12 protein-coding genes are annotated in these 13,867 nt (G+C 36.9%); 11 read left to right on the top strand and 1 reads right to left on the bottom strand.

All coding sequences use genetic code 11. The annotated features are described in order from the left end of the window. Positions 1-423: 423 nt before the first annotated feature. The 7 genes from KTI78_RS10395 (at position 424) to hisC (ending at position 7,265) form a co-directional block, all read left to right on the top strand. Positions 424-1,872 (top strand): RNA polymerase factor sigma-54, encoded by a 1,449-nt coding sequence (locus KTI78_RS10395; RefSeq protein ID WP_239968740.1) that lies wholly within the window; start codon positions 424-426, stop codon positions 1,870-1,872. A gap of 167 nt (positions 1,873-2,039) precedes the next feature. After that, a complete protein-coding gene (gene hpf, locus KTI78_RS10390) occupies positions 2,040-2,378 on the top strand; it encodes a ribosome hibernation-promoting factor, HPF/YfiA family (protein WP_016142151.1) in 339 nt (112 codons plus the stop codon). 138 nt (positions 2,379-2,516) lie between these two features. Further along, positions 2,517-2,768: a BolA family iron metabolism protein IbaG gene (gene ibaG, locus KTI78_RS10385; protein WP_002115399.1), complete on the top strand. Its 252-nt coding sequence runs from the start codon at positions 2,517-2,519 to the stop codon at positions 2,766-2,768. A 6-nt stretch (positions 2,769-2,774) separates the two neighbouring features. After that, positions 2,775-4,031, top strand: a complete 1,257-nt coding sequence (murA, locus tag KTI78_RS10380; protein WP_016142150.1) for a UDP-N-acetylglucosamine 1-carboxyvinyltransferase — start codon at positions 2,775-2,777, stop codon at positions 4,029-4,031. After that, positions 4,031-4,714, top strand: a complete 684-nt coding sequence (hisG, locus tag KTI78_RS10375) for an ATP phosphoribosyltransferase (protein WP_262446039.1) — start codon at positions 4,031-4,033, stop codon at positions 4,712-4,714. Before murA ends, hisG begins: the two co-directional genes overlap by 1 nt. 106 nt (positions 4,715-4,820) lie before the next feature. After that, positions 4,821-6,110 (top strand): histidinol dehydrogenase, encoded by a 1,290-nt coding sequence (gene hisD / locus KTI78_RS10370; protein ID WP_239968741.1) that lies wholly within the window; start codon positions 4,821-4,823, stop codon positions 6,108-6,110. Positions 6,111-6,179: 69 nt separating this feature from the next. Further along, positions 6,180-7,265, top strand: a complete 1,086-nt coding sequence (hisC, locus tag KTI78_RS10365) for a histidinol-phosphate transaminase (protein WP_262446038.1) — start codon at positions 6,180-6,182, stop codon at positions 7,263-7,265. Between the two features lie 3 nt (positions 7,266-7,268). Here hisC and KTI78_RS10360 read toward each other — a convergent pair whose 3' ends face one another. Then, positions 7,269-8,621 carry an anthranilate synthase component I family protein gene (locus KTI78_RS10360; RefSeq protein ID WP_262446037.1) on the bottom strand — a complete coding sequence of 451 codons (1,353 nt, stop codon included), beginning with the start codon at positions 8,619-8,621 and terminating at the stop codon, positions 7,269-7,271. A 355-nt stretch (positions 8,622-8,976) separates the two neighbouring features. Here KTI78_RS10360 and KTI78_RS10355 point away from each other — a divergent pair, with 355 nt between their 5' ends. The 4 genes from KTI78_RS10355 to KTI78_RS10340 all read left to right on the top strand — a co-directional run bounded on the left by KTI78_RS10355 (position 8,977) and on the right by KTI78_RS10340 (position 13,862). After that, positions 8,977-9,828 (top strand): DUF6160 family protein, encoded by an 852-nt coding sequence (locus KTI78_RS10355; RefSeq protein WP_262446036.1) that lies wholly within the window; start codon positions 8,977-8,979, stop codon positions 9,826-9,828. A gap of 299 nt (positions 9,829-10,127) precedes the next feature. After that, entirely contained in the window at positions 10,128-10,961 is an 834-nt protein-coding gene (locus KTI78_RS10350; RefSeq protein ID WP_224993386.1) for a C39 family peptidase, read from the top strand. A gap of 45 nt (positions 10,962-11,006) precedes the next feature. Further along, positions 11,007-12,185, top strand: coding sequence for a hypothetical protein (locus KTI78_RS10345; protein ID WP_262446035.1), 1,179 nt, complete (start codon positions 11,007-11,009; stop codon positions 12,183-12,185). A gap of 12 nt (positions 12,186-12,197) precedes the next feature. After that, a complete protein-coding gene (locus KTI78_RS10340) occupies positions 12,198-13,862 on the top strand; it encodes an OmpP1/FadL family transporter (RefSeq protein WP_016142142.1) in 1,665 nt (554 codons plus the stop codon). The last annotated feature ends 5 nt before the right edge of the window (positions 13,863-13,867 follow it).

The following is a 13,867-nucleotide window of genomic DNA, read 5'->3' as shown; positions in this document are numbered from 1 at the left end:
TCTTAGCGCTGATGGTAGTGTGGGGTTACCCATGTGAGAGTAAGTCATCGCCAGCTCATTATTCTAAACACCCCCACTTATACTGGGGGTGTTTTTTTATGCCTATAAGATTTTAAAAATCTAAATGAGATTTATGGACTTAAATCTTTAAATTCAATAAAAAATTGTAGGTAGAAAGAGCCTTTAATTAAACAATATTAGAAAAGGGCTAGCTCCTTCTAATTAAATTTTTACCTAAAGAGTTGTGTCTACTGTCTTTGGAACCATGTTTGATAGAATTAATTTAATAACATTATTTTTATAATTGGAAAAATCTATTTTTTCTTCTAGAAAATTCATTTGGATATGTATAACAAATGGAGACTATATGTTATAAATGTTGAATAGGCATGATTTTTGCTTGTTTTATGGAAACTAAAATATATGAAATTATCTGTTGGATTGAAAGTTGCGAATTCTTTATCGTTAACACCTCAATTGCAGCAGGCGATTCGTTTATTACAACTCTCTAGTTTAGAGCTAGAACAGGAAATTCAGATTCAATTAGATAGTAATCCTTTACTTGAAAAAATAGAAGAAGAGTCATTAACGGAAAGTCTGTCTACATTAGAAAGTAAAGAATCAGATGATTTGACAACTGAACTAAATGCAAACCATTTGCCTGATGATTTGCCAGTCGATACCGAGTGGGATGATGTTTATACACATCAATCGACGGCTTTAGCTACTCCAGAATTTGAAGAGCGTGAGGATAATCGCCAAGTTCAATTATCTCTAAAGGAACATATTTTAGAGCAAGTTAATCTTTTGCATTTCTCTAAAATAGATCAATTAATTGCTTATTGTATTGTTGATGCATTAGATGATAAAGGGTTTTTAGATGCTGAAATAGAAGAAATAATTTTAGCAGCACAACAATTGTTAAATGAAATGGATATTGAGGAAGAAATTGAAGAGGATGAAGTTTTAGTTGTTTTGAAGCATATTCAACGTCTTGATCCATTAGGGATTGGTTCACGTAATTTAGCGGAATGCTTAAAGGTACAGCTCGAATTTCTACCCAAAGATGTTGAGTACTTAATCGAGGCAAAAAGCTTATTGCAGCATTATGAGCTTTTAATAGCAAATGACCTAAATAAGCTACTCAAACAAACAGGCCTAACGAGAGACCAACTAAAATTTGCAATCGACCTTTTAAAGACATTAAAACCATATCCTGGTATGGATTTTGATAAGCAAGAATCTGATTATCAAATTCCAGATGTAGTCGTTTCAAAAAAAGATTTACATTGGCAGGTTCAGCTAAATCCAGATGTACTTCCTAAATTACGAATTAATTCCTTTTACTCGAGTATGATTCGTAGGGCAGATCAGAGCGAGGATAATTTATATTTACGTAATCAAATGCTTGAGGCGAAAAATTTTATTAAGAGTATTGATGAAAGGCATAAAACATTATTAAAAGTAGCTTCTTGTATTGTGGAGCATCAAAAAGCTTTTTTGGAGATAGGTCCTGAGGCAATGAAGCCGCTTGTTCTTCGAGATGTGGCGGAAGAGGTTGAATTGCATGAATCTACAGTTTCTCGGGTCACTACAAATAAGTATATGCTTACGCCTCGTGGTCTGTTTGAGTTGAAATATTTTTTCTCTAGCCATGTAGGAACAACTGCTGGGGGAGAGGCTTCTTCTACTGCGATTCGTGCAATGATCAAAAAATTGGTCGCAAATGAAAATCCACGTAAACCTTTGTCAGATAATGTAATTGCTACATTATTAAAGGATGAGGGAATTGAAGTGGCTCGAAGAACGGTTGCAAAATATCGAGAATCGTTACATATTCCTTCGTCGTCTGAGAGAAAAGTCTTGATCTGAATTTTGAAGTATGACTATTCTAGGAATTCATTATGACGAAATAATGAAATTTCATTTTCACCAAGAGAGTAACTAAAATGGTTTAATTGTCCCAAGTTTTCTTTTTGATAGCATTAAATCGTTTTGGTTCTTCTTTAGATAACCTAAAAAAGGTGAGGGATAGAATTATGCAAATAACGATTCGTGGACATCATTTAGCAATTACACCAGCTATAGAAGAAAATATTAAATCAAAATTTAATCAGTTAACGAAACATCTAGATCAGGTGAATAGTATGCAGATTAAATTAACAAAAGATCATCAAATTGATAAGCGCTCTCATAAAGGTAGTTCAAACCATGTTGCAGAGGCTATTGTAAGGTTGCCGGGAATTGAGTTGTTTGCTCAGGCAACTGCTGATGACATGTATACTTCAATTAAAAAGCTTACTGAAAAATTAAAAAAACAATTATTAAAATATCGGAAAATGCAGTGTACTTATTCGCAAGTTACTGTTTCTGCTTAATAAGTTTTATATAGTTGAGAGAGGCTTGAAAGATAGCCTCTTTTTTATTGATAAAATATAAACACGTACTGAATTCTTTGAAAAAGTTATAGTAAAATACTTCGTTTTACACCTTAGGTTGTGTCAGAGGTCTTTGCAATGAATAGTGAACAGCTCACTCAAATTTTAAAAGAAGCTTTCCCTGAAGCGGAAGTAGCGGTGAGCGGACAGGCCGGAAAATTTGACCTCCGTATTGTGGATGATCAATTTGACGGTAAGCGTACTGTTGCTCGCCAACAATTAGTTTATGCACCATTAAATACTTATATTGCAAGTGGCGAGGTTCACGCGGTAACAATTCGTGCAATGACCAAAGATGAATGGCGTAAAGCAAGCCTTTTCGGAGCTTAAATATTAATGGATAAATTTTTAATTACGGGTGGTGTTAAGCTCGAAGGGGAAGTGCGCATTTCTGGTGCTAAAAATGCGGCTTTACCATTACTTGCTGCAACTATTCTTGCAGATTCACCAATTACGATTACCAACGTTCCAAATCTTAAAGATGTAAATACTTTGGTTAAGTTGATTGGTGGATTAGGGGTTACAATCGGCTATGAAAATGACACAGTAAAAGCTGATACCTCTACTTTAGATAATCAATTTGCTCCTTATGAATTGGTAAAAACAATGCGTGCCTCAATTTTGGTTTTAGGACCATTATTAGCACGTTATGGTAATGCCAAAGTTTCTTTACCGGGTGGTTGTGCAATTGGATCACGTCCAGTTGATCAGCATTTAAAAGCCTTAGAAGCTTTAGGTGCACATATTGAAGTTGAAAATGGTTATGTCCATGCTTCAGTTGAAGGTCGTTTAAAAGGTGGCGAAGTTGTTTTCGATATGGTTACCGTTGGCGGTACTGAAAACATCTTGATGGCTGCTGCACTAGCTGATGGTGTTACAACTATTCGTAATGCAGCTCGTGAACCTGAGATTACTGACCTTGCTCAAATGCTCATTAAAATGGGTGCTAAGATTGAAGGTATTGATACTGATACTTTAGTTGTAACTGGAGTAGAAAGTTTGCACGGCTGTGAATATGCTGTTGTAGCTGATCGTATCGAAACAGGTTCTTATTTAGCTGCTGCTGCAATTACGGGTGGTCGTGTCAAAACTACCCATACTGACCCTGCATTACTTGAATCTGTTTTGGATAAGTTTGAAGAAATGGGTGCTGAAGTTACTCGTGGCGATGACTGGATCGAACTTGATATGTTAGGCAAACGCCCTAAAGCTGTAAGTTTTAGAACTTTGCCCCATCCAGAGTTTCCTACAGATATGCAAGCTCAGCTTATGGCTGTAAATGCTATCGGTCGTGGATTTGCAACGATTTCTGAAACGATTTTTGAAAATCGTTTTATGCATGTTCCTGAGTTGTCACGCATGGGGGCTAATATTCAGGTCGAAGGTCACGATGCAATTGTAACTGGAGTAGAAACATTACAGGCAGCACCTGTAATGGCAACAGATTTGCGTGCTTCATTCTCTTTAGTTTTGGCAGCTTTAGTTGCAGAGGGAGATACCTTAATCGATCGTATCTACCATATTGACCGTGGTTATGAGCATGTCGAAGAGAAACTTCAAGGTTTAGGTGCCAAAATTAAGCGAGTAAGTTAATGAATGATGTAAGAAACGATGATCCTAATTTTGATGTGATGGGCAATTTTGATCATGGTTTGACCTTGGCACTTAGTAAAGGGCGTATCTTAAAAGAGACGTTACCTTTGCTAGCTACAGCGGGCATTAATTTGCTGGAAGATCCGGAAAAGTCCCGTAAACTGATTTTTCCTACTACACATAAGCAAGTACGTATTTTAATTTTACGTGCATCTGATGTGCCTACCTATGTGGAAAATGGTGCAGCAGATCTAGGTGTAGCAGGTAAAGATGTGTTGATGGAACATGGTGCTCAGCATGTATATGAGCTACTTGATCTGAAAATCGCTAAGTGTAAATTAATGACTGCTGGTAAAGTAGGAATGGAGCATCCAAAAGGCCGTTTAAAAATTGCCACGAAGTATGTCAATCTTACACGTCAGTATTATGCAAGCTTAGGTGAGCAAGTTGATGTAATTAAACTCTATGGTTCTATGGAGTTAGCGCCTTTGGTCGGGTTGGGTGATTACATTGTGGATGTGGTCGATACTGGTAATACGCTCAGAGCGAATGGTCTTGAACCATTAGAGGAAATTTGCAAAGTTTCTTCACGTTTAATTGTAAATAAAGCTAGTTTTAAACGTAAGCAAACTCTATTAAATCCAATCATTTCACAGCTTGAGGAAGCCGTTCAATCACGTTAAAAGCAATTTCCCATCATGCTTTTGTGATAGTTGCTTCAGATGATGCCCACAAGCGCTTAGAAAAAGAGTAAACTTGGTTTTTCTTTTTCGCCTTGTGGGTAAATTGATGCGACGTTTATCGACTCAAGATCAGAACTTCAAACAGGTTTTTGCTGAGCTTTTAGCATTTGAAACCGTAAATGATCTTAATTTAGTGCAAACAGTAGATCAAATTATTGCTGATGTTCGTCAGCATGGTGATGATCATGTTTTAAAGCTCACTCAACAGTTCGATCGACATCCAGCGCATCAATTCTCAGATTTAGAATTATCTCAACAACAACTTAAAACTGCTTTTGATAATTTAAATCCAGAAATTCGCGATGCTCTTCAGTTAGCAGCAACTCGTATTCGTACATTTCATGAAGCTCAGAAACAAGATAGCTGGACTTATATAGATGATTTGGGTAATACATTAGGGCAAAAAGTGACACCTCTAGACCGTGTAGGTATTTATGTACCAGGCGGTTTAGCCTCTTATCCATCTTCAGTTTTAATGAATGCTGTACCAGCCCATGTTGCAGGTGTACCTGAAATTATTATGGTTGTTCCAGCACCTAATGGTGAACTGAATCCATTGGTCCTTGCGGCAGCTTACCTTGCTGGGGTTAGCCGAGTATTCACCATTGGTGGGGCTCAAGCTGTAGCAGCTCTTGCTTATGGTACTCAAACTATTCCCCCTGTAGATAAAATTACTGGTCCTGGGAATCGTTTTGTAGCAGCTGCTAAACGTGCTGTATTTGGTCAAGTCGGGATTGATATGATTGCTGGACCTTCTGAAATTTTAGTATACGCAGAAGGCGAGAATAATGCAGATTGGTTAGCTATGGATGTTTTATCTCAAGCTGAACATGACACAGTTGCTCAAGCTATTTTTATCACTCCAGATGAAGCTTTGCTTAATGCAGTCGAGTTGGCAATTGAAAAGCATTTAAATGAATTGCCAAAGGCAGATATTGCTCGAACTTCAATTGAAAACCGTGGTGCTTTGGTATTAGTCAAAGACCGTGCAGAAGCAATTGAATTGATTAATCAGGTTGCACCAGAGCATTTAGAACTTTGCTTAGATGATGCCGAAGCCATGAGCGAATATATTCGTCATGCTGGAGCAATTTTCATGGGACGTTATACACCTGAAGCAATTGGTGACTATTGTGCAGGTCCAAACCATGTATTGCCGACTTCTGGAACAGCTCGTTTTTCTTCTCCTTTAGGCGTTTATGATTTCCAAAAGCGTTCGAGCTTGATTATGTGTTCGAAAGATGGGGTTAAAACGTTAGCTAAAACAGCCGACATATTAGCTGTCCAAGAGAACTTGGATGCCCATGCACGCTCAGCTCGCTATCGTTATCAATAAGTTTATAAACCTTGTAGTTTTTTAATTATTACTCAGGGCTGTTTTTCAGCCCTTTTTTGAGATAAGACCATGACTTTATCTACAGCACAAATGCGCTTTTGGAGTCCAGAAGTTCGTGAATTAGAACCTTATGTTCCGGGTGAGCAGCCTAAAATTCAGAATTTATTGAAACTCAATACGAATGAAAATCCATATCCACCTTCACCAAAAGTAGTCGAAGCAGTTCAAGCTGTTTTAACTCAACAAGCTGATGCATTGCGTTTATATCCAGATCCAGATGCAACAGCTTTAAAGCAAGCAATTGCTAAACAACAGAATATTGAAGTATCTCAAGTTTTCGTTGGTAATGGTTCAGATGAAGTACTTGCTCATATTTTTAAAGCATTTTTTCTTCAAGATGAACCGATTCTGTATCCAGATATCACTTATAGTTTTTATCCAGTTTACAGTCAGTTCTTTGGAACAAAAACTAAAGAAATTCCACTCAATGAAAATTTTGAGATAGACGTTAAGGATTATGTGCAACCAAATGGGGGGGTTATTATTACGAACCCTAATGCACCAACAAGTATTGCCCTAGGTTTGCAGGAAATTGAACAAATCTTAAAAGCGAATCCAGATCGAGTGGTTGTGATTGATGAAGCTTATGTTGATTTTGGTGCAGAATCCGCTGTCAGTTTGGTAAACCGCTATGAGAATTTGGTGGTGTGCCAAACAACTTCAAAATCTCGGTCTCTTGCGGGTTTACGCGTTGGCTTCGCGATTGCTCAGCCTCATTTAATTGCAGCTCTTGAAGCTGTTAAAAATAGTTTTAATTCATATCCTATTGACCGTTTTGCAATTGCAGCAGCTGTAGCGTCTTTTGAAGATCAAGCTTATTTTGAAGAGCAATGCCAGAAAGTTATTTCTAGTCGTGAAAAGCTAGTAGATGATTTAACTACTTTAGGCTTTAAAGTTTTGCCATCTAAAGCGAACTTTATTTTTGCTTCACATTCATTGCATGATGCAGGTCAACTTGCACAGCAATTACGTGAGCAGGGCATTATTGTGCGCTATTTCAATAAGCCGCGTATTAATCAATTCTTACGGATTACAGTAGGAACTGATGAGCAAAATATGCGTTTAATACAAACATTAGAACAAAATATTCTGTAAATTTTACTCTGCTGTGCTGTTCATTAGGTTCAGCATAGCAGAGACTTTATCAAGACTCTCTTGATATTCTGCTTCAGCATTTGATGCAATTGTAATACCACCACCAGCCCATAAAGAAAGCTGATTTTGATATTGTTGGAAACTGCGGATAAGAATGTTCCAGCGGCCTGTTCCATCAAAATTGAAATAGCCCAATGTCCCGCAATATGCACCTCTTGCTGCTTCCTCTAACTCTTCAATAATCTGCATTGCCCGAATTTTCGGAGCACCTGTGATTGATCCTCCAGGTAAGGCAGAGAGCAACATTTGCATAGGATTAACATCATCTTTAAGGGTCGCAACGATTTCGCTTACCATGTGATGTACTTGATTGAAACTTTCAATCTCAAATAGTTTTGTTGTTTTTACTGATCCTGTATTGGCATAAATGCTCAAATCATTACGTAATAAATCAACGATCATGACATTCTCTGCTTGATCTTTTTGAGAGTTTTTTAAGGTTTGTTTTGAAATAAAATCTTTTTCTACATTTTTATAGCGAGGCATTGTTCCTTTAATAGGTCTTGTCTTAATTTGTTTATTTTGATTGAACTCAATAAAAAGCTCTGGGGAACAACTTAATAATTCAAAATTATCTAATTTTAAATATCCTGCATATGGCGCATTAGTAAGACTCCATAAATCTGTTGCTTTATTTAATAAAGACCCATTGAAATCAGCTTTAAATTCTTGGGTTAAATTAATTTGATAGCAATCACCAGCTTTAATATATTCTTGTATTTTATAAAAAGCTTTAAAATATTGTTTTTTAGACCACCTTGGCTGAATAGTAGTTTTTAATTCAAATATATTTTTAGAATGATTAGAAATAGTATTCTCTATTCTATTTTCAATATATGAGAATAGCTCAAGTGCATCTGGTTCATCACTAAAAAAATACCAATCATTATCTATATATTTTAAAAAAGAATGATATTGGCCTAAAAATAAAGAGGGCTGTATATGGTTTTGTATGTCAATAAACTGATGAGCAGAAAAATCATAACTGATAAAACCAATATACCCCCCTGTAAAACTTGTTGTAGCGTTAATATTTACTTGTGAATTATTCTCTTTGAATTGGGTAAAGTCTATTAAGTGATTTAATTTTGATATATTTCTATATTCATTAAAATTTTGATGTTGAAACTCTAGATAACTTTCATCTTGAAAAAGAATATACTTTTGAGGAAGGAATCCAATAATTGGATTGTTATTGTCATTTAAATAAACAAGCCCAGTTAACCCTTGTAACTTTTTTAAAATATCGGCGGCACTTTTACCATGTAAAGAGATTTTTTTCTTTAACTGAGACATTTTTAAATAGGGTAGTGGTTAATGAGAGAACATAGTTTACTACAAGTCATAGTTCATCAGGAGGAAGACTTTTATATAGAAAACTTTTTGCTGATAAAACAAGCATAATTACAGCTTAAGATTTTATATGTTTATGAATATTTATTAAGTAAAACTTAAGGTGTACCGTTTGTCGGGTAATTGGCAAAAAATGCACAACACTAGTTGAACAAAAAGTAACGTACATGTAATTTAGTAATTGCTAAGCAAAACTACTCAAGGATTGGAAGTTTCGGTTGCCATATAAAGAAAAATGCGACTTGAGACAATGAGAGTGGTTAAAGTCAAAAAATAAATGCTCTTGGGAGAGTGCTCAATGAAAATGTTCACTAAACTTGCTTTAGTTTCTTCTTTAGCTATCAGTACAAATGCAATGGCAATGCAGTCAATGGACGATGCTGCGCTTAGTGCTGCTACAGGTCAAGATGGTATTAACATCGGTATCGCTTTAGGTGCTGGCGGTATTTCTATCGATAAAGTATTTATTCATGACAATGATGGTCTAGATCCTGCTACAGGTATTACAGGTGCTGCAGCAACTGCGGGTGCGATTGTAGTAAGCGGAGTAGGGGTTACACAAGTAGATCCAACAACAAATTTGTTAGATCTGAAAATTGATAGCGTTGGTGCAGCTGGTAATAATGGCGCGTTTTTAAACGTTGCTGCAAATGTAGGCGCTGTTAATGTAAGTGTTGGTTCTATTGGTGTGGGTACTTCTGGTACATTAAATACGACTACTGCTGTACGTGGTATTACTGAAACTGCTCCAACTGAAATTATCTCTGGTTTAGATTTATCTTTAGGTGCGATTTCAGCGAATGTACAACTAGGTGCTACTCCACAAGGCGCAATGATCAAAGTAAACTCTGCTTTAAAAGGTGGTTTAACTTTATCTAACTTTGGTATTAACGACGCTGCAGGTGGCGGTCAAATTGTTCTTGATAAAGTTATGGTTCGTGGCGCAGGTAATACAACTGGTGATTTAGATGTTGATGCTAATATTTCAGTTGTACCAACTGGCTTGAAAATCCAAAATAATAGTGCTCAAGGTATGAATGTTTATGTACAAGGCGTACATTTGGGTTCTAATACTGCTGCTTCAATTGGTGATGTTGAAATCCAAGGTTTAAATGTAGGGACTTCTACAATTACAATCTCAGGCCACTAATCTGAGTATTTAATTAAAAAGCGCGTTTAATACGCGCTTTTTAATTTATTAATTACCTAATTTTATTATATATAAAAATATTTTTATTGATCAAAATAAGTTATTAAATTTAAGAATTAAATTAAATTAAGTATAAAAGTCTCTCTATTTTTATAAAACTAAACGTTCATCAAAAAAAAGTAAAAAAAGGCTGTTTTTTTCAAAAAAAAAAGGTATCTTCAACACACAGGGATGTAGAGCTATTGCTCTAAGAATAAAATGAATAAGGCCGGTTAGGCCACCATTTAGAACAAGTGCTTATGTTAGAGATTGCTTTAGGCTCAGCATTGATATATTACTTTGCGACAGAAGCCTTCGAAATAGAAAAAAAGCCACCGGGAACTGTTTATTATACAGAGACCGCCGATTCACGTAATTTATCTTTTCGCCGTAATCATATTGAACCAGTTCAAATTAAACCAGCTGTAGAAGATCAGTTTCGAGGTATTGTTCGACAAGCTTATGACTATAGCTGTGGTTCAGCTGCTCTTACGACACTTTTAAATGGTTATGTGGGCACTAGTTTGACTGAACAGCAGACCATGAGCGGCTTACTACAGTATGGCGAATATCAACGTATTATTGAGCGTCGAAGTTTCTCTTTACTTGATATGAAGCGCTTTGTAACTGCTATTGGTTTAGAAAGTGGGGGGTACCGTGGAGAATTTTCGGATTTAGTCAATCTTGGACAACCTGCGATTGTTCCAATTTCTTATGCTGGTTTTAAGCATTTTGTCGTATATAAAGCTTATAAAGATGGACGTGTATATGTTGCTGACCCAGCATTAGGGAATATCAGCTTTGATGAAAATCGTTTTAAAGAGGTTTGGGATAATAATACATTATTTGTTATTTCTGTTCCTGAATCGCAGCGTAAAGACTTATTGGCTCTAAAAGATTCAGATATGCGTCATGTGGAAGATGCCACTGTTAACCGTTATGCCTTTGTGGATGTGCAATATCCAACATTCAATTATGACCGTTTAGCAAATAAAGCATCAACCATGCGCCGGGTACTAGATAAAGACCCAAATTCTGCAACTTATAATCAGCCAATTGAAACATATATGCGTCTTTACTATAAGCGTAAATAATCAAATATGAATTGAGTAAAATAAATACATTAGGTGGGAATAAACATGAATAGTCAATGGATGAAGATGAGTGTATTGGCATTAAATATAAGTGCCATTACGGGTACACTTTATGCAGATGATCAAGTTGCACAACAAGCAGATGTACAAAATACTACAGCTGTTTCTGAAGCGAGTACAACAGCAGAAGTAACTCCAGCCACAGATTCAGCCCAGGAAGTGAGTACGACTCCAGCCACAGACGTCGTAACTACTGAACCTGCTTCTACACCTGCAAATACTGGAGCTGATCAAGCCGCAACTGCCTTACAGAAGAAAGAAGGTGATGCGACTCAAGAAACAAATTTGCAAGAAGTATTTACTTCAAATGAGCGTCAATATTCATTGATTAAAAGAGGCGTATTCTCAGCTTATTACGATCTCGATTATACCTATTATCGTGATACTCGAATTGATTTAGCTTTAGCTGATAATTCTTCTCAACTCAACCGTTTACGTATTGAAGAAGATGCGAACCATACTTTAACGAATAGTTTTACTGTTCAATATGGTGTATTGGACAACTTAACATTATCTGCAACCGTTCCTTTCGTTGCGAAGTCTGAAATTGTTCGAGATACAACTGCAGCTGGTTTGGGTGATATTTCTTTAGGGGCACGCTGGGAACCTTTCCCATTAAAGCAAGGCCGTTTGCCATTGGTATTATTTGGTAACCTATCAACAAAAACTGGCGATAGTCCTTATGAAATTGGTTTAGATGAGCTTTCAACTGGTAAGGGTTATTACTCTGTTGGGGTGGGAGCAAGTACCCGTAAATATATCGATCCAGTTGTGTTATTTGCATCGGCATCTGCCAATTATGGTTTTAAAGAAACAGGTTTAAATCAGGCACGAGGTTCGAGGACGTTAACTTCTTTTGACCCAGGCATTAGTGGCGGTTTTTCATTCGGTTTTGCTTATTCATTTAACTATGATGTGTCTTTAACCATGTCATATCAACAAAGTTTCAACATGGATGCAGAATTCCAGTTCGAGAACGGTGAGGCATATAAGTCGCCAGACCAAAGTAGTGCAATGTTGTCTTTTGCTTTAGGTGTACGTGTTTCACCTGAAACAATCGTTAATGGTACGGTAGGGATTGGTTTAACTGAAGATGCACCAGATGTTTCGCTTGGTTTGTCTTTCCCACTAGATTTCATAGGCTTTGGCAAAAAGACCAAATAAGGAGATATGCAGGTGAAATATCCTAAATTATGTCCTTTAACGGCGGCAATTGTTATCTCCGGTTTTTCTAGCTTTGCCAATGCTCAATTAGGACAAAACCTAGCTGTTGATATTCGTTCACTTTCGATGGGGAATGCAGTAACTGCAGATCCCCCGGGTATTAGTGCAGTTCACTTTAACCCAGCAGCTTTAGCAAAAATTGATGGGTTACAGACAGATGTACAAGGAATTCTAGCGAACTTTGATATTCAACGTGAGTTCTCGGCACCTCCAGGTTATAACGTTTTTGGCTACTCAGATGACCCTCTTGTTTGTAATGATGGTCCAGAAGTTACAGCCAATATTTGTACTGATTTTAAAGGGCCTGTACGTGGTGATGTTGAATATGCCAGCTTATATGTACCGATTCTAAAAAAAATGGTTGATCTGGGAGCTGGTTATCCACTAGCTGCCCCAACTGCAGGAATTGCTTATAAACCTCCTGGCTCAAAGTTGACCTATGCTACAGCAATTTATGCACCTTTAATTGCAGGTTTTGGCGCTGAAAATGGTAATGCTGGAAACTTCATGGGACAGCAGGTGGCTGTTGAGCGAATTACTTATTTGTCTCCATCTTTTGGCTATCAAGTAAATGATCATTTATCGATCGGTGCTTCGGTTGGTATGTCTTATAACGCTCTTGCTATGAAAACTGATTTGCGTTTTCCCAATGATATGATTGGGGTATTGCGTATGGTTGATGATGTAGTATGTGGGCCGTTTAAAGACAATAACGATATGATCACTAATCTATTGTTATTTGGTTTATGTAATACTCAAGAAGGGATGGACCCTTTTAAAAAAATGGGTTCGCTGCAAGTTTCTATGGAGCAGTCTTTAAGCCCAAGTTATAACTTGGGGTTAATGTGGGAACCAACGGACGATTTTGGCTTCGGTATGGTTTACCAAAGCGCGGCTAAAATGCGTATGAAAGGGAAATACCTGATTAATAATGCTAAGGCTCCTCAAGAATTAATTAAAGGCTTAAACTCCTCAGCTACAGGTCAGGTTCTGGCCGCTATTCTCGGTTTACCGGGAAATGTACCAAACTCTGAGTCTGGTTTGGCCGCGATGGACTTGGAATATCCTGCACACTTTCAGGCAGGGATTAAATATAAAATATTCCCTGATTTGCAAGTTAATTTTGACGTGGGTTGGACAGACTATTCGGCATGGGATAAGTTCAAATTTGAATTTGATCGACAGATTACCTTACTCAAAGTTGCCAAACTTTTATCAAATGATGTGACAGATGCTTCATTAGGATTACCTTTAAAGTTTACTTCACCATGGAGTTGGGGTATTGGTTTAGAGTATTCGGCAACAGATCGTTTGAAGTTACGCGCGGGTTATGAACCTCGTGCTAGTGCTATTCCCAATGATAAACGCAACACTATGATTCCAATTAATAATGCACAATTATTTGGTTTGGGTATTGGATATCGTTTTGATGCAGATACAGATTTGGATCTTTCAGTTGGTTTCTTACGTAGCCGCGATAATATTCCAGCAGGGACTAGTACCTTATCTAATAAAACAGGAGTTGATAATATCCTGTTAAACCCTTATGCCGGTTTGGATGTTAAAACCAATACCAAAGTTACAGTACTCGGGTTAAATTATAGAACAAAATGGTAAAATTA

This window comes from Acinetobacter sp. WU_MDCI_Abxe161, from assembly GCF_025514355.1.
In the GTDB taxonomy this organism is placed as follows: Bacteria; Pseudomonadota; Gammaproteobacteria; order Pseudomonadales; family Moraxellaceae; genus Acinetobacter; species Acinetobacter pittii_E.
Note: the sequence above shows the minus strand (reverse complement) of the source record. Positions and strands in the feature narration are given on the sequence as shown.

What these genes read in the sequence shown, in the direction of transcription:
- KTI78_RS10350 (WP_224993386.1), top strand. Translation starts at nt 10,128, where the DNA reads ATGTTAGAGATTGCTTTAGGCTCAGCATTGATATATTACTTTGCGACA.
- hpf (WP_016142151.1), top strand. Translation starts at nt 2,040, where the DNA reads ATGCAAATAACGATTCGTGGACATCATTTAGCAATTACACCAGCTATA.
- ibaG (WP_002115399.1), top strand. Translation starts at nt 2,517, where the DNA reads ATGAATAGTGAACAGCTCACTCAAATTTTAAAAGAAGCTTTCCCTGAA.
- murA (WP_016142150.1), top strand. Translation starts at nt 2,775, where the DNA reads ATGGATAAATTTTTAATTACGGGTGGTGTTAAGCTCGAAGGGGAAGTG.
- hisC (WP_262446038.1), top strand. Translation starts at nt 6,180, where the DNA reads ATGACTTTATCTACAGCACAAATGCGCTTTTGGAGTCCAGAAGTTCGT.
- KTI78_RS10345 (WP_262446035.1), top strand. Translation starts at nt 11,007, where the DNA reads ATGAATAGTCAATGGATGAAGATGAGTGTATTGGCATTAAATATAAGT.
- KTI78_RS10355 (WP_262446036.1), top strand. Translation starts at nt 8,977, where the DNA reads ATGAAAATGTTCACTAAACTTGCTTTAGTTTCTTCTTTAGCTATCAGT.
- hisD (WP_239968741.1), top strand. Translation starts at nt 4,821, where the DNA reads ATGCGACGTTTATCGACTCAAGATCAGAACTTCAAACAGGTTTTTGCT.
- KTI78_RS10395 (WP_239968740.1), top strand. Translation starts at nt 424, where the DNA reads ATGAAATTATCTGTTGGATTGAAAGTTGCGAATTCTTTATCGTTAACA.
- hisG (WP_262446039.1), top strand. Translation starts at nt 4,031, where the DNA reads ATGAATGATGTAAGAAACGATGATCCTAATTTTGATGTGATGGGCAAT.
- KTI78_RS10360 (WP_262446037.1), bottom strand. Translation starts at nt 8,621, where the DNA reads ATGTCTCAGTTAAAGAAAAAAATCTCTTTACATGGTAAAAGTGCCGCC.